General features: G+C 72.3%; 18 protein-coding genes and 1 pseudogene. 12 read left to right on the forward strand and 7 right to left on the reverse strand.

The annotated features are described in order from the left end of the window. The first annotated feature begins 29 nt into the window (after positions 1 to 29). On the forward strand, positions 30 to 1,505 hold the full coding sequence (locus ACGFWI_RS09910; RefSeq protein ID WP_393905433.1) for an amino acid permease: 1,476 nt from the start codon (positions 30 to 32) through the stop codon (positions 1,503 to 1,505). Between the two features lie 419 nt (positions 1,506 to 1,924). Here the strand turns inward: ACGFWI_RS09910 and ACGFWI_RS09915 are convergent, their stop codons facing one another. Continuing rightward, the gene (locus ACGFWI_RS09915; RefSeq protein WP_393905434.1) at positions 1,925 to 2,695 is read right to left on the reverse strand and encodes a PaaX family transcriptional regulator C-terminal domain-containing protein; all 771 of its coding nucleotides are present in this window, start codon (positions 2,693 to 2,695) and stop codon (positions 1,925 to 1,927) included. Positions 2,696 to 2,775: 80 nt separating this feature from the next. Between ACGFWI_RS09915 and ACGFWI_RS09920 the strand changes: the two genes are divergently transcribed. The 8 genes and pseudogenes from ACGFWI_RS09920 (at position 2,776) to ACGFWI_RS09955 (ending at position 9,085) form a co-directional block, all read left to right on the forward strand. Beyond that, complete coding sequence (locus tag ACGFWI_RS09920; RefSeq protein ID WP_393905435.1) at positions 2,776 to 4,446, forward strand: acyl-CoA dehydrogenase family protein; 1,671 nt, start codon at positions 2,776 to 2,778, stop codon at positions 4,444 to 4,446. Beyond that, positions 4,446 to 5,225, forward strand: a complete 780-nt coding sequence (locus ACGFWI_RS09925; RefSeq protein WP_393905436.1) for a crotonase/enoyl-CoA hydratase family protein — start codon at positions 4,446 to 4,448, stop codon at positions 5,223 to 5,225. The genes ACGFWI_RS09920 and ACGFWI_RS09925 overlap by 1 nt, the downstream gene beginning before the upstream one ends. A gap of 278 nt (positions 5,226 to 5,503) precedes the next feature. Next, positions 5,504 to 6,013, forward strand: coding sequence for a DUF1990 family protein (locus tag ACGFWI_RS09930; RefSeq protein WP_393905437.1), 510 nt, complete (start codon positions 5,504 to 5,506; stop codon positions 6,011 to 6,013). 58 nt (positions 6,014 to 6,071) lie between these two features. After that, positions 6,072 to 6,731 (forward strand): TetR family transcriptional regulator, encoded by a 660-nt coding sequence (locus ACGFWI_RS09935; RefSeq protein WP_393905438.1) that lies wholly within the window; start codon positions 6,072 to 6,074, stop codon positions 6,729 to 6,731. A 56-nt stretch (positions 6,732 to 6,787) separates the two neighbouring features. After that, a pseudogene (locus ACGFWI_RS09940) lies at positions 6,788 to 6,911 on the forward strand (hypothetical protein); the annotation flags it as partial. 93 nt (positions 6,912 to 7,004) lie between these two features. After that, a complete protein-coding gene (locus ACGFWI_RS09945; protein WP_393905474.1) occupies positions 7,005 to 7,352 on the forward strand; it encodes an FAD-dependent monooxygenase in 348 nt (115 codons plus the stop codon). Continuing rightward, positions 7,331 to 7,741 (forward strand): polyketide hydroxylase, encoded by a 411-nt coding sequence (locus ACGFWI_RS09950; protein ID WP_393905439.1) that lies wholly within the window; start codon positions 7,331 to 7,333, stop codon positions 7,739 to 7,741. The genes ACGFWI_RS09945 and ACGFWI_RS09950 overlap by 22 nt, the downstream gene beginning before the upstream one ends. 120 nt (positions 7,742 to 7,861) lie before the next feature. Beyond that, complete coding sequence (locus ACGFWI_RS09955) at positions 7,862 to 9,085, forward strand: metallophosphoesterase (RefSeq protein ID WP_393905440.1); 1,224 nt, start codon at positions 7,862 to 7,864, stop codon at positions 9,083 to 9,085. A 71-nt stretch (positions 9,086 to 9,156) separates the two neighbouring features. Here the strand turns inward: ACGFWI_RS09955 and ACGFWI_RS09960 are convergent, their stop codons facing one another. After that, positions 9,157 to 10,614 (reverse strand): glycoside hydrolase family 30 beta sandwich domain-containing protein, encoded by a 1,458-nt coding sequence (locus ACGFWI_RS09960; RefSeq protein ID WP_393905441.1) that lies wholly within the window; start codon positions 10,612 to 10,614, stop codon positions 9,157 to 9,159. 524 nt (positions 10,615 to 11,138) lie between these two features. Here ACGFWI_RS09960 and ACGFWI_RS09965 point away from each other — a divergent pair. After that, complete coding sequence (locus ACGFWI_RS09965; RefSeq protein ID WP_393905442.1) at positions 11,139 to 13,283, forward strand: SpoIIE family protein phosphatase; 2,145 nt, start codon at positions 11,139 to 11,141, stop codon at positions 13,281 to 13,283. Positions 13,284 to 13,495: 212 nt separating this feature from the next. Here the strand turns inward: ACGFWI_RS09965 and ACGFWI_RS09970 are convergent, their stop codons facing one another. Beyond that, positions 13,496 to 14,893, reverse strand: coding sequence for an NADP-dependent succinic semialdehyde dehydrogenase (locus ACGFWI_RS09970; protein ID WP_393905443.1), 1,398 nt, complete (start codon positions 14,891 to 14,893; stop codon positions 13,496 to 13,498). A 601-nt stretch (positions 14,894 to 15,494) separates the two neighbouring features. On the opposite strand from ACGFWI_RS09970, the gene ACGFWI_RS09975 reads away from it, so the two are divergent. Beyond that, positions 15,495 to 16,208, forward strand: a complete 714-nt coding sequence (locus tag ACGFWI_RS09975) for a L,D-transpeptidase (protein ID WP_393905475.1) — start codon at positions 15,495 to 15,497, stop codon at positions 16,206 to 16,208. On the opposite strand, the gene ACGFWI_RS09980 is transcribed toward ACGFWI_RS09975, so the two are convergent. From ACGFWI_RS09980 to ACGFWI_RS09995, 4 genes are read right to left on the reverse strand one after another with little or no spacing between them, the layout of a single operon-like run. Beyond that, complete coding sequence (locus ACGFWI_RS09980; protein ID WP_393905444.1) at positions 16,195 to 18,318, reverse strand: dipeptide ABC transporter ATP-binding protein; 2,124 nt, start codon at positions 18,316 to 18,318, stop codon at positions 16,195 to 16,197. The two genes, ACGFWI_RS09975 and ACGFWI_RS09980, sit on opposite strands and share 14 nt — an antisense overlap. A 31-nt stretch (positions 18,319 to 18,349) precedes the next feature. After that, complete coding sequence (locus ACGFWI_RS09985) at positions 18,350 to 19,246, reverse strand: ABC transporter permease (RefSeq protein WP_393905445.1); 897 nt, start codon at positions 19,244 to 19,246, stop codon at positions 18,350 to 18,352. Further along, positions 19,243 to 20,193, reverse strand: a complete 951-nt coding sequence (locus tag ACGFWI_RS09990; RefSeq protein WP_393905446.1) for an ABC transporter permease — start codon at positions 20,191 to 20,193, stop codon at positions 19,243 to 19,245. The genes ACGFWI_RS09985 and ACGFWI_RS09990 overlap by 4 nt, the downstream gene beginning before the upstream one ends. Then, positions 20,190 to 21,989, reverse strand: a complete 1,800-nt coding sequence (locus tag ACGFWI_RS09995) for a peptide ABC transporter substrate-binding protein (protein WP_393905447.1) — start codon at positions 21,987 to 21,989, stop codon at positions 20,190 to 20,192. Before ACGFWI_RS09995 ends, ACGFWI_RS09990 begins: the two co-directional genes overlap by 4 nt. Before the next feature lie 238 nt (positions 21,990 to 22,227). Between ACGFWI_RS09995 and ACGFWI_RS10000 the strand changes: the two genes are divergently transcribed. Next, positions 22,228 to 23,433: an ROK family protein gene (locus tag ACGFWI_RS10000; protein WP_393905448.1), complete on the forward strand. Its 1,206-nt coding sequence runs from the start codon at positions 22,228 to 22,230 to the stop codon at positions 23,431 to 23,433. Position 23,434: the final 1 nt, after the last annotated feature.

Genomic DNA, 23,434 nt, shown 5'->3' on the forward strand with positions numbered 1-23,434 from the left:
GCATGGTTGGCCGATTAGCGTCGGTTTCCATGAGCACGGGAACGGTACGGGACGACAGCACGACGGAGACCGGGGCGCCGGCGGCACCGGGCGGTCTGCAGCAGGGACTCAAGCGCCGCCATATGCAGCTGATCGCGCTGGGCGGGGTCATCGGGGCCGGGCTGTTCGTGGGCAGCGGGGTGGTCGTACGGTCCACCGGTCCGGCCGCCGTGCTGTCCTTCCTGGCGGCCGGGGTGCTCACCGTACTGATCATGCGGATGCTGGCCGAGATGACCGTCGCCCGCCCGGCGCTGGGGTCCTTCTACGCCCATGTCCGAGAGACCCTGGGGCTGCGTGCGGGGTTCACGGTCGGCTGGCTGTACTGGTACTTCTTTGTGATCGTGGTCGCCGTCGAAGCGGTGGCCGGCGGACGGATCGTCCAACTGTGGCTTCCCGGAGCCCCGTTGTGGGCCGTCAGCCTGGTGCTGATGGCGCTGCTGACCGCGACCAATATGGTCTCGGCGCGCTCCTACGGCGAGTTCGAGTACTGGTTCTCGTCGGTGAAGGTCCTGGCGATCGTGGTGTTTCTGTTCCTCGGCACACTGTTCGTGCTGGGGCTGTGGCCGGACGCCCCCGGTGGGCTGGGCAATCTGACCGCGCACGGCGGGTTCGCGCCCGAGGGCGCCGGCGCGGTGCTCGCCGCCGTCGTGCCCTGCATCGGGTTCTTCACCGGCGCGGAGATCGTCACGATCGCGGCCGCCGAGTCGGTCGAACCGGAGCGGGCGGTGGCGGACGCGATCCGCTCGATCGTGCTGCGGGTGGTGGCCTTCTACGTACTGTCGATCTTCCTGGTCGTCACGGTGGTGCCCTGGACGTCGAAGGCGATCGAGGTGAGCCCGTACGCGGCGGTGCTGGACCGTCTTGCGGTGCCCGCGGCCGGCACGGTCATGAACGCACTGGTGCTGATCGCCGTGCTGTCCTGCCTGAACTCCGCTCTCTACACGTCCTCCCGGATGCTGTTCGCGCTCACCCGTCACGGGGATGCGCCCCGCGGATTCACCAAGGTCAGCGCAAGCGGGGTACCGCGCCGGGCGCTGCTGGCCGGAACCTCGGTCGGCTATCTGTCGGTGATCGCGGCCTGGATCTCGCCCGATGTCGTCTTCTCGTTCCTGATCAACTCCTACGGTGCCATCGCCCTGTTCGTCTATCTGGCGATCGCGGTCGCGCAGGTGCGGATGCGGCGGAAGCTGGAGCGCACGGAGCCGGAGCGGCTGACGCTGAAGATGTGGCTGTTCCCGTGGCTGAGCTGGGTGACCATTGCGCTGATGGCGTCGGTGATCGCGGCGATGGCGTTCTTGCCGGACAGCCGGTCGCAGTTCTGGCTGAGTCTGCTGACGGTGGCCGTGGTGCTGGCCGCGTACGAGCTGCGCCGCAGGAAGGGACCGGCCGGCACACCGCGGCCGGAGGATTCCGGCGCGGCGGAGGCCGGGGCCGGCTCGGACGCATCCGGCGCGCGCCGCGCCTGAAGCGGAGGTGCGGCTCCGGGGCGGATACGGGTCCGGGGCGGATACGCCGTCAGCCCGGCCGGGAGGGTGGCTGTCGGATCGCCTCAGGCCCGTAGCTCCAACAAGCTTGGGCGACCGCTGTCATCCCGTGGGGTCGATTTTCTTCGTGCACGAATGCGCCACCCTCTTTCCCTTGAAGGTGGCAATACGCGCCTTCACTCCCTGAATTCCGTGGTAGTCCCACACGCTCGTGTGCCATGTCTTCGAGGCACCCTTTCCGGATGTGTTGTGGCGCATATTCAGCCCCGTGCGCGAATGGGCTGAGCTGCTGTGAGGACATCGACATGCGTCATCTGCGTGCAGCTTGGCCGACGGGACGGGACAGCGGCGTCACGTAATGGCCGGCCGGCCGAAGGAGTCACCCGGCGGCCGGACAACTCCTAGTCGGCCAGATACTGCCGCAGCAGATCGCGCAGTTCGGTCTCGAACCCGGCGTACTTCAGGCGGAGTTGGCCGCCGGGCCAGTCCTCGGGCAGGAGCTCGGCGGGGAGCAGGGGGTCGGAGAGGAGATGACGGAGGGCGGCCGCCGCGATGGTGAAGCGGTCGGCGGGGGTGTCGGCGCGGTCCAGTGCGGAGGCCAGGGCGCGGGCGCGGCGCGCCCAGCCGGTCAGGTCCCACAGCCGGGCGGCGAGCGCGGCGGGGTCGTCGTCCGGGGTGCCGGTGAGCCAGGTGCACTGCTCGGTGACGACGGCGGGGCGGGGCCGGTCGAGGTTGGCGGGGCGCAGCCAGCTGCCCTCGCGGAGTTCGGCCAGTCGCAGTGCTGCCATGGCCTGGCGCAGTGCGGTGCGCTCGGCCGGCGGCCGGCGTTCCGCCGTGGCGACCACGGCGACCTCCCAGTCCCCGCTCCAGGGCCGTGTCCTCGGTGAGCGGCTCTCGTCCTGCCGGGCCTGGCGCGCCAGGAGGCGGGCGGTGAGGGCGTACGCGCCGTCGGCCTGCCGCAGATCGCCGGCGGCCACCATGCGGGAGAGCGCGACCCGGACGGTGCCCTCGGCGATGCCGAACAGCTCGCCGACCCGCACCAGGGCGCGCGCGGGCAGCCGTGGTGGGTGATGGCCGAGGAGGGTGCTCAGCACGATGGAGCGTGCGGTGAGCGGCCGCAGCGCGCGGGCGGCGGCCTCGGTGTCGTCGGGAGTGCCGGTGTCGTCGTTCATATGTGCACGAAATTCTAGCGACGCCGGACGTCCGCATTACAGACTTCCCACGGGTGTTCTGATTCTGTAACGTCAACGGTATGACCGTCACTCATGAAGTCGTGAATCAGGCTCCGCCGCTGACCGGGTTCAGTACGGCGGACGAGCCGGCCCTGCTGGAGGCGCTGCTCCGGGACGGCGCCGAGTGGGGCAGCCGGGAGGTGGCCGAGCTCGGCGCGCTGGCCGGTTCCGCTGCGGTGCAGGACCAGGCGCGCTGGGCGGAGGAGCAGCCGCCCCGGCTGCACACCCACGACCGGTTCGGACACCGCATCGACGAGGTCGCCTTCCACCCGGCCTGGCATCAGCTGATGACCGTCGCGGTGGAGCACGGTCTGCACGCCGCGCCCTGGGCCGACGACCGCCCCGGGGCGCATCTGGTGCGTGCCGCGAAGTTCTATGTCTGGTCGCAGGCCGAGGCGGGGCACGGCTGCCCGGTCTCGATGACGTACGCCGCCGTCCCCGCGCTGCGCGCCGCGCCGGAACTCGCCGCGCAGTACGAGCCGTTGCTCGCCGCCCGCAGCTACGACTTCGGGCTGCGGGCGCCGCTGACCAAGTCGGGCCTGATCGCGGGCATGTCGATGACGGAGAAGCAGGGCGGCTCCGACGTACGGGCCAACACCACCCGCGCGGTCCCCGCCGGCGACGGCACCTACCGCCTCACCGGCCACAAGTGGTTCACCTCGGCACCGATGAGCGATGTCTTTCTGGCGCTGGCGCAGACCGAGGAGGGGCTCAGCTGCTTCCTGGTGCCGAGGGTGCTGCCGGACGGCACGCTCAACGGCATGCGGCTGATGCGGCTCAAGGACAAGCTGGGCAACCGCTCCAACGCGTCCTCCGAGATCGAGTACGACGAGGCGGTGGCCTGGCCGGTCGGGGAGCCGGGCCGTGGGGTGCGGACCATCGTCGAGATGGTGAACATGACCCGGCTGGACTGTGTGCTGGGGTCGGCGGCCGGGATGCGGGCGGGGCTGCGGCAGGCGCTGCACCACACGGCGCACCGGCAGGCCTTCGGGCGGGAGTTGGGCCGGCAGCCGCTGATGCGCTCGGTGCTCGCCGACCTGGCGGTCGAGTCGGAGGCGGCGACGGTGCTGGGGTTGCGGCTGGCGACGGCGGTGGACCGGTCGCAGGCCGGGGACGCCGGGGAGTCGGCGCTGCGCCGGCTGGCACTGGCGGCCGGGAAGTACTGGGTGTGCAAGCGGGGCAGCACTCATGCGGCGGAGGCGCTGGAGTGCCTGGGCGGCAACGGCTATGTCGAGGATTCCGGCATGCCGCGGATCTACCGGGAGGCGCCGCTGCTGTCCATCTGGGAGGGCTCGGGGAATGTCGCCGCGCTCGATGTGCTGCGGGCGCTGGGCAAGGAGCCGGCCGCGCTGGACGCGTTCTTCGCGGAGGTGGAGACCGCGGCGGGTGCCGATCGCCGGCTGGATGCGGCGGTGGCCGGGGTCCGCAAGATGCTCGGCGGGCTCGGCGATCCGGAGCGGGCGCAGCTGATGGCCCGGTCGCTGGCGGAGCGGATGACGCTGATACTGCAGGGTTCGCTGCTGGTGCGGTACAGCCACCCTGCGGTCGCCGATGCGTTCTGCGCCTCGCGGCTCGACGGGGAGTGGGGCAATGCCTTCGGCACCCTGCCGGCCGCCGCCGACCTGACCTCGATCCTGGAGCGCACCCGGCCGGGCACGCCGGACGCGGGTGCGGCCGGGAGCGGGGTCTGATGTCCGTACGGGTGGAGCGTGCCGGGTCGGTGACGACGGTGGTGTTGTCCCGGCCGGCGTCCCGTAATGCCGTGGACGGTGCGACGGCCGGGCAACTCGCCGCCGCTTTCCGGGAGTTCGATGACGACGACGGCGCACGGGTCGCGGTGCTGTGGGGCGAGGGCGGGACGTTCTGCTCCGGTGCCGACCTCAAGGCGATCGGCACCGAGCGCGGCAATCGCGTGACCCCGGACGGGGACGGGCCGATGGGGCCCACCCGGATGCGGCTCGGCAAGCCGGTGATCGCGGCAGTGGCCGGCCATGCGGTGGCCGGCGGTCTGGAGCTGGCGCTCTGGTGCGATCTCCGGGTGGCGGAGGAGGACGCCGTCTTCGGGGTGTTCTGCCGGCGCTGGGGGGTGCCGCTGATCGACGGCGGTACGGTGCGGCTGCCGCGGCTGATCGGTGCGAGCCGGGCGATGGACCTGGTACTGACGGGGCGTCCGGTTCCGGCCGCCGAGGCGCTGGACATCGGTCTCGTCCATCGTGTGGTGCCGCCCGGGACGGCACGCGCGGAGGCGGAACTGCTGGCGGCGGAGATCGCCCGCTTCCCGCAAGCGTGTCTGCGCAGCGACCGCGCCTCCCTGCTGGACCAGGAGGGCCGGGACGAGCAGTCGGCGATGTCCGCTGAACTCCGTTACGGCCAGGCCGTGTTGGCCGAGTCGATGGAGGGCGCGGCGCGGTTCGCCGCGGGGGCGGGGCGGCACGGAGTCCCGGACGGGGGCCAGGGGGTGCGGGGCTAGGGCGCGTCCTATGGACGTCCGCTTCGGCGCGCCGCCCCGCGTGATCACCCGGTCAGGGCGCCGGTCGGTATCCGTCCGCGCCGGGTGCGCCCCGGTCGAGAAAGGCCCCGGGACCACTCCAGGGCCGTTCCTGGTCCGCCCTGCTTCCGTCCTGGTCACGGCCGTGTGCGGTGCCGTCGGAGCGGCCGCCGCAGAGCGGGCGGGCGTTATTGAACGCCTGACGTTCTCCGCGTACCGTCGCCCTCCCCCGCCCGGCCCGTCCCTCAAGGAGCGCACCCGTGAGCGATCTGAACTACCCCGAGGAGGGCGGCACTCGGCGCACCCCGCTGCCGCCCGGCTACCACCACCTCCATGAGGAGCTGCCGGTGGGTCACGGCCGGGCGGTGCTGGCCGCGGCGGGCGAGGCGATCACCACCTTCCGGATGCATCGCGCGGCCGGCGCCCGCATCCGGTCCGACGCCCCGCGGGCCGCGCCGGGAGTGGACGTCGAGGTCTCGCTGGGCATCGGCCCGCTGCGGCTGCGCGCGCCGTGCACCGTGGTGTGGACGGTCGACGACGAGGACCGCATCGGCTTCGGGTACGGGGCCAGGAAGGGGCATCCCGAGTCCGGCGAGGAGGCGTTCGTCGCCGAGCTGCGCGACGACGGCTCGGTGTGGTTCACCGTGACCGCTTTCAGCCGCCCGGACCGGCCGGTCACCCGGCTCGCCGGCCCGCTGGTCCCCGTGTTCCAGCGCCGGTACGCCCGCCACCTCGGCCGGACACTGCGCCGCCTCGCCGGCCCCAGCTGATTTTTGCGCCTCAAGAAACTTTGCTGAACGAGCAAGTTCAGCGGCTACGGTGGTCGGTATGACCACCGATCGCACGCCGGACGACGCCACCGGCAGCCCGCCCCCGGGCCTGCGGGAGCGCAAGAAACGAGCCACCCGGGAGGCGCTGAGCCTGGCCGCCGTGCGGCTGGTGACCGAGCGCGGGCTGGAGCACGTACGGAGCGAGGACATCGCCGCCGCGGCGGGGGTGTCGCCGCGGACCTTCAACAACTATTTCTCCAGCAAGTACGAAGCGATCGCGTCCCGGAACGTCGATCGTGCCCGGATGGCGGCCGACGCCCTGGCGGCCCGCCCCCGGGACGAGCCGCTGTGGGAGGCGATCACCCGGGCCGTGGTGTCACCCCTGGACGGGGCGGCGGGCGCCGAGCGCGCCCCCGATCCCGGCACCCTGGCCGCGCTGCGGCGGATGTCCGACGAGCCCGCGCTGCTGGGCGAGGTGCTGAAGGCCGGTCTCGCGGCGGACAGCGCACTGGCGGCGGCGGTCGCCTCACGCACCGGCACCGATGTCGAACGGGATCTGTACCCGCGGCTGGTGGCCGGTGCGGTGACCAGCGCGGTGCATGTGTCCGTCGACCAGTGGCTGCGGTCCGATCCGCCGGTGCCGCTGCTGTCCCTGATGACCGAGGCCCTGCGGCAGCTGGCCGCCGGACTCCCCGACCCGAGCAGGAGCGGCCGGTGACCGGGACAGCTGCCGTTGCCGATGTCGTCATAGCCGGTGGCGGGCCCAACGGGCTCATGCCGGCCTGCGAGTTGAGCCTGGCCGGGGTGCGGCCCGTGGTGCTGGAGCGGCTGCCCGAACGCAGCACGGAGCCCAAGGCGAACGGGCTGATCGGTCAGGTGGTGCAGCTGCTCGACCACCGCGGGCTGTACGAGCGGTGCCGCGGCGAGGCGGGGCCGCCGGAGCCGATGCCGGCGTTCGCCCGCCACGCCCGGACCGCATCTGCGGCGGCGGCTGTCCGGCCGTCACACCCGGCTCGCCGAGACCTATCGCAAGGGCCGCGTACTGCTGGCCGGCGATGCGGCTCACGTCCACTCCTCGGTGGGCGCCCCCGGGCTCAACCTGCGGCTGCAGGACGCGGCGAACCTCGGCTGGAAACTCGCCGCCGAGGTCCGGGGCACGGCCCCGGCCGGGCTGCTGGACAGCTATCACGCCGAGCGGCACCCGGTCGCGGAGCGGGTCACCCTGCACTCCCAGGCGCAGCTGGCGCTGATGGCGCCGGGTGAAGGTGTCACCGCGCTGCGCACGTCTTCGGTGAACTCCTGCAGGACGAGGGGAGCTTGCGGCGGATCGCCGAGCTGATGGCGGGCGCGGAGGTGCAGCGTCCGACGGCCGGCGCGGCAGCGCATCCGCTCGTCGGCAGGTTCGCACCGGATCTCCAGCTGGAGACCCCGACGGGCACGACTCGGCTCGCCGCGTTGATGCGGGGCGCCCGGCCGCTGCTGCTCGACCTCGCCGGGCGGAACGATGTGCGGGCGGTGGTGGAGCACGGGTGGCCGGGCCGGGTGGAAACGGTTCCCGCACGGTGTCCGGACCGCAGACCGCCGGCCGCCGCGCTCCTCGTCCGGCCGGACGGACAGGTGGCGTGGGCGGCGCCGGAAGCGGCCGCCTCGCCGGACGCGGCCGGGCGACAGCAAAGCTGTCTCCAGCACGCTCTCACCGCCTGGTTCGGCGCTCCGCTCACCCCCTGATGGCCCCTGGAATACGCTTTGTTACCGACGCGTAGCGGTGCGGCTCACGATCGCCATACGTCCACCTCGGCTTCATCATTTCGTCACCAGCACCTCTGCCGATCGTGAAAGAAACCAGGCATGTGTGAAGACGAACTGATCCCGCCGCAGGCGGACATGACCGAGCAGGAGTGGCTGCGGGCCGGCTCGGCCACGACGGCCGGGGGGCCGCCGATGCGTACGACGGGACGCGTTCCGCAGTGGGTGAACCGGCGGACGCTGCTGGGCGGCGCGATGGCCGGTGCGGCGCTCGCGGTGCTGCCTTCGCCGGCCCAGTCCCCCGCGTCCGCCGAGCCCCGCCTCGGCGGCCCTGGGGCCTTTCCGTTCCCCGAACACCCCGATGGCAAGGGCGAGTTCGCGGCTCTGGTCACCGGTGACGCGGGGACGGGGGACGAGGCGCAGTACGCGGTGGCGGCCGCCGCGCGGGATATCTGCAAGGCCGAGGGCATCGGCCTTGCGGTGGGGCTCGGCGACAATATTTACGAGAACGGCCCCGAGTCCGCTCATGACGAGGAGTTCCAGGACAAGTTCGAGAAGCCGAACAGCGGCATCGATGTGCCGTGGCTGATGGTGCTGGGCAATCACGACTGCTCGGGGCTGATCCCCGGCAGCGGCGGAGACCCCTCGCGCGGTGACCGCGAGGTCGCCTATGCCGCCACGTCACGGCGCTGGTACATGCCGGACCGCTACTACAGTGTGCCGCTGCCGGCCGCCGATCCGCTGGTGGAGTTCTTCGCGATCGACACCATTCCCTGGTCGTCGTATGTCGCCCAGCTCGACCCGCACTACCGGTGGGACGGGCCGTACATGCGCGAGCAGCGAAGCTGGCTGGAGGGTGCGCTGCGCGCCTCGCGGGCCCGCTGGAAGGTGGTGATCGGACACCACCCGTACCTCAACAACGGCAAGCACGGCAGCGCCGGTTCCTATGACGGTTTCGAGATCGGGAACTACACCAGTGGTGTCCATCTCCAGGACATGTACGAGAACGTGGTGTGCGGACGGGCCGATCTGATTCTGTCCGGTCATGATCACACACTGCAGATCCTGGAGCCGACGGCCCGTACGGGCGGCACCCGGCAGGTGGTGTGCGGTGCGTCGGCCAAGACGGAGGACGGCACGGCGCACTTCGGGCACGCGGCGGCCTGGCAGAACTTCTCCGACCACGGCTTCATGGTGCTGAAGGTGTCCGGCGCGCGGCTGACCATCGATGCGTACACCGTCGACGTGCCGACGCGGAAGGCCACTCTGCGGCACCGGGCCCGCCAGACCCGGCCGGTAGCGGCGGCGGCGCCGGCGCACGCCTGACGGCGGGAGCCGTCCCGGAGTGCCGCTCGCCCGGGACGGCTCTCCGGTGGGGCAAAGCGGCGCTGCCGGGCCTACCAGGTGAAGGTGGCCGCGGCCCCGGCCGGCAGATCGTAGGTGATGTGCCGGCCGCCCCAGCTGACGGCGGTCCGCCGGGTACGGCCGGTGGCGTTGTAGGCGATCAGCGCCCTGGATCCGTCGGGGTTGCGCCAGGCGACGTTGGGGACGGTGGCCGAGGCGGTGGAGCCGACGCGGCGGGCGCCGGGCTTCACGAACTTGGTGAGGTGGCCCATCGTGTAGTACTCGACGGTGTAGTCGACCGTGCCGTGCCGCCGTCCGTCGCCGTGGTGCACGGTGACCAGCCCGGTGCAGTTGCCGCACCCCCCGTGGTGCGGGCCGCCGTTCTGGTCCACGGCGAGCGACCACTTGACCCAGCTGCGGCCCCAGTTGCGGGTGTAGTCGATGAGGTTGTGCATGTCCTCCCGCTGCTGGTTGTCGATCCAGCGTCCGCCGGAGTGCTCGGTGTCGTAGGCCCGCAGGCCGGGATAGCGGTCGTGCATCCGGGCCTGCTGTCTGACGTCGCCGCCGTAGCCGTGCCAGGCGACCCCGCCGAAGTTGGGGTGGCGGCGGATGGCCGGGTCGTCGACGGTGGCCCGCGCGAACTCGTCGTAGCGGTCCCAGTTCCAGTCCAGTGCGAGGACCTTGGTGGACAGTCCGGCCTGCCGCAGGGCGGGGAGCAGGTCGTTCTTGGTGAAGTAGGCCAGCCCGGAGGCGTTCCACCGCATGGACGGATAGCCGGAGCAGCAGGTGGGCTCGTTCTGGACGGAGACATAGTCGACCGGCACCCCTCGGTCCCGGTACGCCTGGAGGTACCTCACGAAGTACCGGGCGTAGGTGGCGTAATACCTCGCGCGCAGCCGCCCCTGCTCCAGCTTCCCGTTGTCCTTCATCCAGGCGGGTGCGCTCCAGGGCGAGGCCATCACCTTGACGGCCGGGTTGAGGGTGCGGGCCTGGGCGGTCAGCGGCAGTACGCCGGCGAGGTCGTGTGCGACGGAGAAGTTCCTGAGGTCCAGGTCGGTCCGCCCGGCGGGCATGTCGTCATAGGTGTAGCCGAAGCGGGCGAGGTCGGAGGTGCCCATGGGGTTGCGGACGAAGCCGAGGCCGATGCCCTCGACGGGGTCGAAGAGCTTTGTCAGCGTGGCGTCGCGGGTGGCCTTGCTCAGCGTGCCGCTGCTCTTCAGCAGCCAGGCGGCGGTGTCGGTGAAGGACGCCCCGCCGCCCTCGAACCGCTGATAGGTCCTCGACTCGTCGACGGTGATGCCGCCCGCGGCACCCGGGGCGAAGGGGACAGGGGCCTGCTTCTCCAGACCCTTGACGACCTGGCGGCCGCCGGGGTCGGAGGTGGTGGTGAGGTAGACCTGCATCCGCTCCGGGGCGGCGGGGTACGGGGCGGCCACCCACAACAGTACGAGGAGGGCCGCGGCCGCCCCGGCCGCGCCGGTCAGGGCACGCCGGACTGTTCGGGATCTCATGGTGGGCGGTGCCTTCCGGTAGCGAGGGCGGGCCGACGCGCTCGCCGGGGGTCCGCCCGGCGAGCCGGTGAGGTCACGGCCCTGCTGATGCTGCCGGCCTGTGGGGGTGCGGCCGGCGGTTCGGCCCGTTGGCTCGGACCTTGAACGTACCGCGTCAGGAGCCTTGCGCGATGGGCGAGTTACCGGGGCGTAACGCCCGGCCCCGGGATCACCTTCCGCGGGCCGGTGCCTCGGCCGGCGGCCGACAGCGCAGGACGGGTGACGCAGTGGCTCCGTGGGCACCGTCACCCGTCCTCCGCACCCCTGGAGGGCATCCGGGGCACCGGAAATGCGGGTCTTCCGGCCCGCGCCTAGGGTGAGCGCATGGCCGCGTTCCGGTGGATATCGGCCCCGGTCAACGGCCCGCGACCGTGGGCACGAGGCGAGCTCGGCCCGGGGTCGCCGGGTGCTGCCGCGATGCACCGCTGCCGTCGGCGCCCGCGTGTGCACATCCCGCGCCGTGTGGCCGCAAGGCGTGGCACGCCATGACCGACGTGCCCCTTGATCCGTTCGACGACGACTACGACCCCCGGGCCGACCGGGACTGGCGCCTCGTCGAGGAGCACGCGCCCGGGGTGTCGCACCGCGAGCCCATCGCCCTGCGCGAGCGGCTCTCACTCAACCGGATGGGCACCTTCGACTGGGACCTGGACCGCGGCTCGATGAACCTGGACTCCGGTGCCATGGACGTCTTCGATCTGCGCCCGGGGGAGTACGACGGCACGCCGGTGTCCCTGGTCAAGCGGGTACCGCCGGAGGAGGGCCGTCGGCTGGACGAGGCACTCTCCCAGGCCCTGCGGGACGGTCACTCGTCCTACGGCGCCTACTTCCGGGTGCAGTGCCGCGACGGGACCCAGCGCTGGACACACTCCCAGGGGCGGATTCTGCACACCGCGGACGGGGTGCCGTACCGGGTCATCGGCATCGTCCGGGAGGCGACCAGCGAGCTGGCGGACTCCGCGCTGCTGCGCTCGCTCCAGCAGGAGCGGCAGCGCCAGACCGTGATGGTGCAGCAGACCACCGCCGCGCTGGCCCGTGCGCTGTCCGTCAAGGACGTGACCCGGGTGCTCACCGGAACCGGCGGCGCCCGGCGGTTCGGCGCGGACGGGCTGGTCCTCGGCCTGGTCGAGAAGGACCAGTTCGAGGTCATCGCCACCGCCGGGCTGGACGGAGAAGTGCCCGACGACATGATGACCTCACGGCTGGACGACACCCTGCCGCTGGCGGACGCGGCACGCTCGCGGCGGCCCATCTTCCTCAGCACCCGCGGGGAGCTGATCGCCCGCTATCCGCGGCTGCGCCCGTACAACGAGGTGCTGCCGACGGGCAGCGCGGCGTTCCTGCCGCTGGTCGCGCAGGACACCGTCATCGGCGCGCTGGGGCTGTTCAACGCCGAGCCCGCGGTGCAGTCGCCGGAGGCCAGGAACCTGGCGCTGGCGCTGGCCGGTGTCGTCGCGCAGTCGGTACAGCGGGCGACCCTCTTCGACCAGGAGCGGGAGTTCGCGACGGGGCTGCAGGCGACGATGCTGCCGCGCCGGCTCCCGCCGATCGAGGGCGGCGCGGTCACCGTCCGCTACCACCCGGCGAGCGTCGGCCGGGACATCGGCGGCGACTGGTACGACGTGATCGCACTGCCCCAGGGGCGGATCGGGGTCGTCGTGGGCGACGTACAGGGCCATGACACCCATGCGGCCGCCGTGATGGGCCAGCTGCGGATCGCCCTGCGCGCCTACGCCAGCGAGGGGCACCCGCCGGAGACCGTGCTGGTACGGGCGTCCCGCTTTCTGGCGGAGCTGGACACCGAACGCTTCGCGACCTGCACCTATATCCAGGCCGATATGGAATCCGGGGCGCTGCACATCGCTCGGGCCGGCCATCTCGGCCCGCTGATCAGCAACAGCTCCCGGCACATCGACTGGCCCGAGGTCCGCGGTGGGCTGCCCCTCGGCCTGGCCACGCTCTTCGGGCACGACCACTTCCCGGAGACCCAGCTGTTCCTGGAGCCCGGGTCGACGCTGCTGCTGTGCACCGACGGCCTGGTCGAACAGCCCGGCCAGGACATCTCTTCCGGCATCGACGCGCTGTCCGCTGCGGTCCGCACCGGACCCACGGAACTGGAGGCGCTCGCCGACCGGCTCTCGGACCATCTGTGGGCCGACCCCGGCTCGGAGGACGATATGGCCCTCCTGCTGCTGCACCGGCTGCCCGGCTCCGGGGCCGCCGCCACCCCGCGGATGCGGCTGCATGTCCATCAGGCCGACCCCTCGGGTACCGCGGAGGTCCGCTCCGCGGTACGCCGCACGCTGGACCAGTGGCGGGCGGGCACCGTCATGCACAACATCGAGGTCGCCGCCTCCGAGCTGATCGCCAACGCGCTGACGCACACCGAGAGCGGCGCCCTGGTCTCCATGGAGCTGCTGCCGGGCACCCCGCGCCGGATCCGGCTGGAGGTCGAGGACCGCTCCAGCCGGTGGCCCCGGCGGCGCAGCCCCGGCGAGACCGCCACCTCCGGCCGCGGGCTGATGCTGGTCGAGGCGCTCGCGGACGAATGGGGCGCCGAGCCGCGCGGCGCGGGCAAGGCGCTGTGGTGCGAGTTCGCGGTGCCGGACGGGCAGGAAACGGTGCATTGAACACCCGGGCCGTCCAGGGGTGGTGAGTCCGCGTCAATTCAGCTGCTGGGGCCGGGAAATGCGCACTGGTTCCCGAGGCCCGGCGGTGGCCGAGCCGACCAACCTGGCCGTTGGCCGACTCGACCTGACCGGAACGTACACCTTCACGTCCATGACGCAAACCGCTCCGGCGCATGCGCCCACCGGGGGGCGGCAGGCCCCGGCGGGTCGGTTCAGTCCTCCGGTCCGAACCACAGCGTCGTCATATTGCAGAACTCGCGGATGCCGTGCCCGGAGAGCTCCCGCCCGTAGCCGGAGCGCTTGACGCCTCCGAAGGGGAGGCCCGGATGGGAGGCGGTCATACCGTTGAAGAAGACACCGCCGGCCTGCACATCGCGGGCGAGGCGCTGCTGCTCCTCCGGGTCCCGGGTCCAGGCGTTGGAACTGAGCCCGAACGGTGTGTCGTTGGCGAGGCGCACCGCCTCGTCGAGGTCGGCGACGCGGTAGAGCGTGGCGACCGGGCCGAACGCCTCCTCCTGGTGGATCCGCATCCCGGGGGTGATGCCGGACAGCACCGTCGGCTCGTAGAACCAGCCCGTGGAGTGCTGCGGCGGCCGCCGGCCGCCGCACAGTGCGGTGGCGCCCTGGTGGACCGCGTCGTCGACGAGCTCCTCCAGGTCGGAGCGGCCCTGTTCGCTGGAGAGCGGCCCGACATCGGTGTGCTCGTCCATCGGGTCGCCGACGGTCAGCGCGGCCATGCGGTCGGTGAACCGCTCGGCGAAGGCGTCGTAGATGTCCTGGTGCACGAGGAACCGCTTGGCCGCGATACACGACTGTCCGTTGTTCTGGACGCGTGCGGTGACCCCGACACGGACCGCCTTGTCCAGGTCGGCGGAGGGCAGGACGATGAAGGGGTCGCTGCCGCCCAGTTCGAGGACGGTCTTCTTGACCTCGTCACCGGCGGTGGACGCCACCGCGCGGCCGGCCGGCTCGCTGCCGGTGAGCGTGGCGGCGGCCACCCTCGGGTCACGCAGGATGTCCTCGACCGCACGGGACCCCACCAGCAGGGTCTGGAAACAGCCTTCGGGGAAACCGGCGCGGCGGAAGAGTTCCTCCAGGTAGAGCGCGGTCTGCGGCACGTTCGAGGCGTGCTTGAGCAGCCCGGTGTTCCCCGCCATCAGCGCGGGCGCGGCGAACCGTACAACCTGCCAGAGCGGGAAGTTCCAGGGCATCACCGCGAGGACGGTGCCGAGGGGGCGGTAGCGCACCACGGCACGGATCGCGCCGGAGTCGCTGACATCGGCCGGGTCGGGGTGCTCGTCGGCGAGCAGTGCCTCGGCCTGGTGCGCGTACCACCGCATGGTCTTGGCGCACTTCGCCGCCTCCGCGCGCGCCTGGGCCAGCGGTTTGCCCATCTCGGTGGTCATGGTGCGGGCGATGCCGTCCTGGTCGGCATCGAGCAGGTCGGCGGCGGTGAGCATCCGCTCCTTGCGGTAGCCGAAGCTGGTGGTGCGGTGCTCCTGGAAGGCCTGGTCCGCCCGGACCAGGTGATCTTCGATCTCGCCCGAGTTGAGGGCGTCGAAGGTCTTCAGGGTCTCGCCGGTGGCCGGGTTGACCGTGGCGATCGCCATGATCAGCACCTCCTTGGTCGTGCGGGAGCGGGGTGCCCCTGGTATGCGGGGCGAAAGGTCCGGGCGGCTCCTAGGAGAGCGGCGAGGGAGCCGGGGACGGCTCCGGGACCGGGTCGGGATCGGGTCCGGGCGGACGGGGTATCGGCGACGGTTCCGGCGGTATGGGATCCGGTTGCCCAGGCGGGCTCGGCGGGCCGGGAAGCGGGTCCGGGGCGGGCGGAGGGCCTCCCGGATCCGGAGGTGTGGGCTGCGGATCGCGGTCGAGCGTGCGCTCACTGCGCGTATGCGGTTGCCGCTGCACTGCGGGCCTCCAGAATGAGACGGCTAGTGGCACATGTGCCCCCGTACCCGAGTTTCGCCCGTCCATGGCCCCAGCGCACGGTGGATTGCCGCGGACGGGTTGCGCACGGGCCGGGAGCGTCGTATGTGACCTGATCGGACGACGCCGGGTGAGCCGGTCGCGCTCTACATTGCGGTCATGCCGATGATGCGTACAGGGACGACGCGCCCGGCCGCTGCCGGGACCACGACCGCGGCCGGGCGCACGGTCCGGGCGGCCCGGCTCCGGGTCCCGGCCCGGCTCCGGGTCCGGGGCGCGGCGCTGCTGTCGGCGGTCGCCGTGGCGCCGCTCGTGCTCGCCGGGCCCGCCCCGGCGACCGCGGCGCCCGCCGGCCCTCCCGTCGACCGCATCCCCCTTCCCGTCCTCATGGCCGACACCGGCGGCGGCGACCAGCTCCTCACCGCCCGTGCGGCCACGACGGGCGCCACCACCGGGACCGTGAGGTGGTGGCAGCGGCACAACGGCCGCTGGCGGCAGGCCGGGTGGGCGCCGGCCCGGTTCGGAGCCGGCGGGCTGACCGAGGGCAGCACCCGGGTGCAGGGCACCTCGACCACCCCGACCGGGCTCTACGACCTGCCGTTCGCCTTCGGGACCGCCCCGCCACCGCCCGGCACCACCGTCCCGTACCGCCGGGTCGGCGCGGACTCCTGGTGGTGCGAGGACAACGCCGCCGCCTCCTACAACCGCTGGGTGGCGCCACTGCCGCCGGACTGCGCGGCCGGCGAGTCCGAACGGCTGGCGGACCATCCCACGCAGTACACCCGGGCCCTGGTCATCGGCTTCAACACTCACCGTCCGGTGCACGGCCGCGGCGCCGGGATCTTCCTCCACGTCAACGGGAAGGGCGCCACGGCCGGCTGTGTCTCCGTACCGGCCGGGGCGATGGCCCGGATCCTGTCCTGGGTCCGGCCGTCCGCGCATCCGCATATCGCCATCGGCACGGCGTACGGCCCGACCGCCCTCACCCGCTACTGACGGCTTCCCCGGTCAGCGGGAAGTGGCAGGCCACCCGGTGTCCCGCGGTCTCCGGCTCGGCCGGCGGCGGCTCCGTGGTCGCGCAGAGCCCGGTCGCGAGCGGGCAGCGGGTGCGGAAGCGGCAGCCGGAGGGCGGAGCGGCGGCCGACGGGGTCTCGCCGCCGAGCGGGGTGCCGGCCGGGGCGGCGTCCGGGTCGGGGGCGTTGACGGTGTCCAGCAGCCCCCGGGTATAGGGGTGCAGGGGGCGGGCGAGGACCTGGTCGGCGGGGCCGGTCTCCACGAGCTTGCCGAGGTACATCACACCGACCGAGTCCGCGAGATGCCGCACCACCGCCAGGTCGTGCGAGATGAAGAGATAGCCGATCCCCTTGTCGCGCTGCAGTGCGCGCATGAGGTTGAGGATCTGCGCCTGGACGGAGACATCGAGCGCGGAGACCGGCTCATCGGCGACGACCAGGGACGGGGCCAGGGCCAGAGCGCGGGCCAGACCGAGGCGCTGGCGCTGGCCGCCGGAGAATTCGTGCGGATAACGGTCCACCGCGCCGCGCGGCAGCCCGACGTCGTCCAGCAGACCGGCGATCCGCCGCCGCTGCTCGGCCCCGTCGCCGATGCCCTGGATGACCAGCGGTTCGCGCAGTACGGCGCCCACCCGCATCCGCGGGTCCATGGACGCGTAGGAGTCCTGGAACATCAGCTGGACGTGGCGCCGGTGGGCACGCAGCTCGCGCTTGTTCAGGGTGCTGATGTCGCGGCCGGCGAAGTGGACGGTGCCGGCGGTCGGCGTCTCCAGGCCGACGGCCAGCCGGCCGAGCGTGGACTTGCCGCAGCCGGACTCCCCCACGATGCCGAAGGTCTCGCCGCGCCGGACGGTGAGCGAGATGCCGGCCACCGCGCTGACCTCGGCTGCGCCCTTGCGGCCCGGTGTGCGGTGGCCGAAGAGCCCGCCGTGCAGCGGGTAGGTCTTGCTGACGTCGGCGAGCCTCAGCAGCGGTTCCGCCGTCCGTACCGGGGGCGCGATGGGTACCGGCGGGCGCAGCTCGGCGGCCGGGTCGGCACCGGGGGCCGGGCCGGCGGGGTGGAAGCAGGCGAAGGCATGGGCCATGGTGGCGGGCGCGGTGCCGTCGAGGCCGTCGGTGAGGTCCGGCTCGGCGGCCCGGCAGATGTCGGTGGCGAAGCCGCAGCGTGGGGCGAAGCGGCAGCCGACGGGGCGGGTGACGAGGGACGGCGGCAGGCCGGGGAGGGTGGCCAGCGGGTGCCGGGCGTCGCCGGCGAGGGGGGCACTCCCCCGGCTGTCGCCGGTCCCCCCGTCGGCCGGCCGCCGGGGGAGTTCGGGGAGGGCCGCGAACAGCGCCTGGGTGTAGCGATGCCGTGGGGCGGCGAACAGCGGGCGGACCGCGGCCCGTTCGGCGATCCGGCCGCCGTACATCACCGCGACCCGGTCGACCCGGCGGGCGATCACGCCGAGGTCGTGGGTGACCAGGATCATCGCCATGCCGAGGCGGGCGCGCAGCTCGTCGATGAGTTCGAGGATCTGGTGCTGGGTGGTGACGTCGAGGGCGGTGGTCGGTTCGTCGGCGATCAGCAGCCGGGGCTCGCAGACCAGCGCCATGGCGATCGCCACGCGCTGCCGCATCCCGCCGCTGAGCTGATGGGGGTAGCTCTTCAGCCGCTCGGCGGGGCGCGGCATGCCGACCAGCCGCAGGGTCTCCTCGGCCTTGGCCCAGGCCTCGGCCCTGGTCATCCGCCGGTGCAGCAACAGGGGTTCGGCGACCTGGGCGCCGATGGTGAGGGTGGGGTTGAGGGAGCTCAGCGGGTCCTGGAAGACCATTCCGACGGTGTTCCCGCGGACATCCCGCAGTACGGGTTCCCGGGTGGCGGCGAGGTCGGTGCCCTCGAACAGGATCCGGCCGCCGGTGATCTTCCCGCCGGGCGGCAGCAGGCCGAGGACGGACAGCGCGGTCATGGTCTTGCCGCAGCCTGATTCGCCGACGATGCCGAGCGCTTCACCAGGGGCGACGGCGAGGTCGATGCCGTCAAGGGCATGGACGGTGCGGCCGCGGCCGGCGATCTCGACATGCAGATCCTCGATCCGCAGGAGCGAGTCGGTCATGGTGTGGGTCCTCGCTTCTTCCGATACCGCGTCAGTTCTTCTGCAGCCGTACGTCGAAGGCGTCCCGCAGACCGTCCCCGATGCAGTGGAAGGCGGCGACGACCAGCACGATCGCCAGGCCCGGCGGGAAGATCAGCCACCAGTAGCCGACCTGGGTGTAGGTGATGCCGGCGGAGAGCAGGGAGCCCCAGTCGGCGGCGGGCGGCGGGATGGACAGGCCCAGGAAGGACAGATAGGCGACGTACAGGATGGCGTCGGCCACCTGGAAGGTGGCGTTGACGATGACGGTGCCGACGGCGTTGGGGACGATGTGCCGGAAGACGGCCCGCCCTCCGCCGCCGCCCATCAGCCGCATCGCATGGATGTAGTCGCGGCTGCGCAGCGCCAGTGCCTCGCCCCGGATGAGCCGGGCCGGGGAGAGCCAGGCGACGGAGGCGATGACCAGGATGAGCACGGGCTTGCTGGGGGTGACGATGGTGGCGACCACGACGAGCAGGAAGAGCGCGGGGATGGCGAGCGCGGCGTCGGTGATCCGCATCATCACGGCGTCCGCCCATCCGCCGAAGTAGCCGGCGACCGAGCCGTAGACCGTCCCGAAGAGGGTTGCCAACAGCCCGGCGGCCAGGCCGACTTCGAGGGAGGTCCGGCCGCCGTACATCAGCCGGCCGAACAGGTCGTAGCCGAGGTCGGTGGTGCCCAGCAGGTGGCCTGGGCCGGGGGCGCGGTTGGCCTGGGAGAGATCGGTGTGGATCTGGTCGGTGGGGTGGACCAGCGGCCCGAGGAAGCAGAAGGCGAACAGGGCCAGCAGCACCAGGGCGCCGGCGAGGGCGAGCTTGTTGCGGGCGAAGACGGCGAGCGTGCGGCGGGCCAGGCCGGGGGTGGCCAGGGCCGCGTCGGGCTGCGTGGCGTCGAGGGCGGTGGTCGTCACGTCACGCTCCTGATGCGCGGGTCGAGGACGGCATAGGCGAGGTCGGTGATCAGGGAGCCGAGGACGGTGGCGACACCGACGACGAGGGTGACACCGAGCAGGACGGGGAAGTCCGAGCTCTGGGCGGCGTTCCAGAACAGCAGTCCCATCCCCGGGTAGTTGAACATCGACTCGATGACGAGGGTGCCGCTGAAGAGGGTGGGGAGGTAGAGGCCGAGGAGGGTGGCCAGCGGGATGAGAGCGTTGCGCAGGACGTGCCGGGCCATGATGCGGGCGTCCGACTGGCCCTTGGCGCGTGCGGTGCGTACGTAGTCCTCGCCGAGGTTGTCGAGGACGGCGGAGCGCATATAGCGGCTGAAGGCGGCGATGATGCCGAGTGCGGCGGTCACGACGGGAAGGACGAGCGCCGGCGGGTCGGCGAGGATGCCGCCGACCGTGTCGGCCTGCGGTGCCTCGGCGGGCAGCAGGGGCAGCTGCTGGCTGAAGACGAGGAGGAGCACCAGGCCGAGGAAGAACACCGGGGTGGCGTAGGCGAGGAAGGCCGCACCGGTCAGGACGTGGTCGGCGGCCTTTCCCCGGTGCACGGCCTGCAGGATGCCGAGCGGGACGGCCAGCAGCGCGGCGAGCCCGACGGCGAGGCCGGCCAGCAGGGCGGTCTTGGGCAGTCGCTCGGCGAGCAGGGCGGCGACGCTCCGGTTGAGTTTGTAGGACTCGCCGAGGTCGCCGGTGAGCAGCCGCCCCAGGTACCGGACGTACTGCTCGGGCAGGGAACGGTCGTACCCCTGCTGATGGTTGAAGTGGGCGAGGGACTCCGGCGTGGCCTGGATGCCGAGGATGGCGCGGGCCGGTCCGCCGGGGAGCAGGTGCAGGAGGACGAAGACGATGACGGAGACCAGCAGCAGCACGACGAGGGCCTGCGCAAGGCGCTTGGCCAGGAAGCGGATCATCGGCGAGCCCAGCCCTTCTTCACGAAGTACCAGTTCTGCGGTGCGAGGGAGAGGGTCGGGTTCTGGTCGACGCCCCGCAGATCGTTGCGGATGACGGAGACCTGGTAGGCGGGGTTGGGGGTCCACAGGACCGGGAGCTGCCGGGCCACCTCACGTCCGTAGGTGCGCATCGCGGCCGGGGCATCGGAGTACTCGGTGGCCCGGATGAGCCGGTCGGTGCGCGGATCGGACCAGTTGCCCATGTTGGAGGGGGCGCCGGTGGCGAAGAGCTTTTCGCCGCTGGGGTCCGGCGGGAAGTACCAGCTGCCCTGGGTACCGAAGAAGCCGAGCTGCCACTGTGCGCAGAGCGGCTCGGTCTTCCGGCAGGGGACGGTGGTGCCCAGGACGGTGTTCAGCGGCTGCTGCCGGATGTCGAGGGCGATGCCGGCCTTGCCGAACTCCGACTTGACGGCCTGCATGGTGTTGGAGGTCTCGGTCGAGCCGGACTGGGAGAGCAGCGTGAGCCGCAGTTCCCAGCCGCCCTCGATGCCCGCCCCGCACTCCCCCGGGCCGTTTCCCGGCCGGGTGCAGCGCAGCGTGCCGTCCCGGTCGGCCCAGCCGTGCCCGGTGAGCAGCGCCCTCGCCCGCAGCGGGTCGTACGGGTACGGGTCACGGTCGAGGAGGCCCGCGGGGACCGGGCCGAGGGTGGGGGCGGCGCTGCCGTGCCAGATCACCCGGGAGATCGACTTCTGGTCGATCAGGTGCTGGAGCGCCTGACGCAGATACGTCTGGCGCAGCAGTGGTCCGGCCGTGGGGTGCTGGAAGTTGAGGACGATATAGGTGACCGCCCAGCCTTCCCACGGGTCGATGCGATAGCCCCGCTCCCTGAACTTCGCGGACTGCGCCATGACGGAGGGCGGGATATAGCCGTAGTCGATGCCGCCGGCGCGCAGCACATTGAATTCGGAGTCGGCGGTCGTGAAGGGCTTGAGGACCACGCGGTCGAGACGGGGCCGGTCGGGTCCGCGGTACGACCGGTTGGGGACCAGGGAGACCTGTCCCGCCGTGGTCCATTGCGCGATGCGCCAGGGCCCGTTGACGGTCTTCCAGAGCGGATCCGTGGCGAACTGCGAGAACTGCCTGGCATGCCGCATCAGCCGGGCGAAGGCCCGCTCGGGGCTCTGGTGACGCGGGTTCCAGGCGTGAACGGGGAGGGCGACGAAGTCCTGGAGCTCGTTTGCGGTGAACCACGCCGGGTTGTAGGCGCGGTCCAGCCGGAGGCGGAAGGTGCGGTCGTCGACGGTCTCGAAGGCCTTGACGTCGTCCGGCATCAGCTTCGGCGAATACCCCGCCCAGTCCTGCTTGTTGTGCCGGATCAGATCGAACCAGAACTTCACATCGCGGGTGGTGACGGGCTGTCCGTCGGACCACTCGTAGCCCTTCTTCAGCGTGATGGTGACGGTGGTGTTCCGGTCGCTGTAGCGGGGCGGTTCCGCGAGGCCGCGGGGCGAGTCCATGGTCAGCGCGTCGCCCTTCCGCTCGGGTGCGAACAGCGGCAGGAACAGCAGGTTCTGGATGGCGCTGTTGTACGTGGCCAGATAGCCGGGGGCGCCGATGGGAAAGATCCAGTTGGGGGTGGCGGCGGGCGGCAGGGCCATGGTGGCGGTGCCGCCCTCGACGGGCGTACCGCCGGTGGTGCCAAGGTCGGTGACAACGTTGCCAGTCGGGTCACAGCCGACGAGTGCGAAGACACCGAGCAGGACGGCAGCGACCGTCCGCCCCAGGGGCCCGCGGATGCGTGTACTGCGCAGACCCATGCCGCCTCCGGGATTCGCCGGTCGAAGAGTGCGAGCAAAGTACGGAGGGCCGGGAAAAGAAGTCAAGACCTTGGCGAAACAACGCCGACTGCGGTCTACTGTCGGCGAGTTGACCGCCCGACTTCCTTCGACCAACGAACCAAGTTCCCGCTGCGGAGGGCCCCTCGCCTCGCCGCGGCGCGGCCGCCCGTCGCCCACCCTGTCCCCCTCTCCCGCACCGAGCCGAAAGGCGCCCCCCATGACCGCCTCCGAGGAACAGCCCGGCTCCGCCGCGCACGTCCTCGAACTCGTCGCGAACGGCTCCGCCGCCTCCCGCGCGGACCTGGTACGCGAACTCGGGCTCGCCGCGTCCACCGTCTCCCTCCGCGTCCAGGAACTCGTCGAGGCCGGGCTGCTGGCCGAATCCGGCGAGGGCGCCTCGCGCGGCGGCCGGCGCCCGCGACTGCTGCGGGTCGCGGACCAGGGAGCCGTCGCGCTCGCCGCCGATCTGGGCAGCCATCACATCCGCACCGGCGCGGTGGGGCTGACCGGCGACGCACTCGATCTCGACGAGCACGCCGTCGATCTGACCGCCGGGCCCGAACCCGCCCTGGACGCGCTGGCCGGGCAACTGGCGGCGCTGGCCGAGCGGCAGCGTGCGGCCGGCCGTACGGTGCGCGGGGTCGGGGTCGGCTTCCCGGGCCCGGTCGATGCGGACGGCGCTCGGATCATCGCCCCGTCCCGGATGCCCGGCTGGCATCTGTTCCCGCTGCGGGACCGGCTGGCGGACCGCCTCGGCCTGCCGGTGCTGCTCGACAACGACGCCAACATGATGGCGCTGGGCGAACATCGCGCCGCCCACCCCACCCGGCGCCATCTGGTCGTCGTCAAGGCGGGCCGCGGCATCGGTTCGGGTGTCATCAGCGACGGCCGGCTGCACCGCGGGGCGCGCGGCTCGGCCGGTGACATCAGCCATGTCCGGGTGGCCGAGAGCACCCAACTCCCCTGTTCCTGCGGCAACATCGGGTGTCTGGAGACCGTGGCGAGCGGCGCCGCGATCGCCACCGCGCTGCGTGCCAAGGGCCTCGCCGTCGACTCGGCGACCGACATTCTCCGGCTGGTCGAGAACGGCGAACCGCAGGCCACCACACTGGTGCGCCAGGCCGGCCGGGACATCGGCGCGGTGCTCGCCGTCGTCGTGAACTTCTTCAACCCCGAGGCGGTGATCCTCGGCGGCGCGCTCTCCGGCGCCCAGCCTCTGGTGGCGGCCGTACGCGGCACGCTCTATGAGCGCTGTCTGCCGATGGCCACCAGCGAACTCACCATCACCGCCGCCGTCTGCGGCCCGGACGCGGGGCTGCTGGGCGCCGGCCATGCCGTGCTGCGCCGGCCGGCCGCTGCGAACGGACCGCCCTCGCCCGCCACTGCGGACGGCGCGCCCTCGCCGGCCGCCGGGCGCGGCTGAC

Origin of the sequence: Streptomyces sp. NPDC048434 (assembly GCF_043200375.1) — a bacterium.
Classification (GTDB): Bacteria; Actinomycetota; Actinomycetes; order Streptomycetales; family Streptomycetaceae; genus Streptomyces.

Bases quoted from the DNA above. Each gene is read 5' to 3' on its own strand.
- ACGFWI_RS09910 (WP_393905433.1), top strand. From the start codon at position 30: ATGAGCACGGGAACGGTACGGGACGACAGCACGACGGAGACCGGGGCG.
- ACGFWI_RS09915 (WP_393905434.1), bottom strand. From the start codon at position 2,695: ATGAACGACGACACCGGCACTCCCGACGACACCGAGGCCGCCGCCCGC.
- ACGFWI_RS09920 (WP_393905435.1), top strand. From the start codon at position 2,776: ATGACCGTCACTCATGAAGTCGTGAATCAGGCTCCGCCGCTGACCGGG.
- ACGFWI_RS09925 (WP_393905436.1), top strand. From the start codon at position 4,446: ATGTCCGTACGGGTGGAGCGTGCCGGGTCGGTGACGACGGTGGTGTTG.
- ACGFWI_RS09935 (WP_393905438.1), top strand. From the start codon at position 6,072: ATGACCACCGATCGCACGCCGGACGACGCCACCGGCAGCCCGCCCCCG.
- ACGFWI_RS09955 (WP_393905440.1), top strand. From the start codon at position 7,862: ATGTGTGAAGACGAACTGATCCCGCCGCAGGCGGACATGACCGAGCAG.
- ACGFWI_RS09960 (WP_393905441.1), bottom strand. From the start codon at position 10,614: ATGAGATCCCGAACAGTCCGGCGTGCCCTGACCGGCGCGGCCGGGGCG.
- ACGFWI_RS09965 (WP_393905442.1), top strand. From the start codon at position 11,139: ATGACCGACGTGCCCCTTGATCCGTTCGACGACGACTACGACCCCCGG.
- ACGFWI_RS09970 (WP_393905443.1), bottom strand. From the start codon at position 14,893: ATGGCGATCGCCACGGTCAACCCGGCCACCGGCGAGACCCTGAAGACC.
- ACGFWI_RS09980 (WP_393905444.1), bottom strand. From the start codon at position 18,318: ATGACCGACTCGCTCCTGCGGATCGAGGATCTGCATGTCGAGATCGCC.
- ACGFWI_RS09990 (WP_393905446.1), bottom strand. From the start codon at position 20,193: ATGATCCGCTTCCTGGCCAAGCGCCTTGCGCAGGCCCTCGTCGTGCTG.
- ACGFWI_RS09995 (WP_393905447.1), bottom strand. From the start codon at position 21,989: ATGGGTCTGCGCAGTACACGCATCCGCGGGCCCCTGGGGCGGACGGTC.
- ACGFWI_RS10000 (WP_393905448.1), top strand. From the start codon at position 22,228: ATGACCGCCTCCGAGGAACAGCCCGGCTCCGCCGCGCACGTCCTCGAA.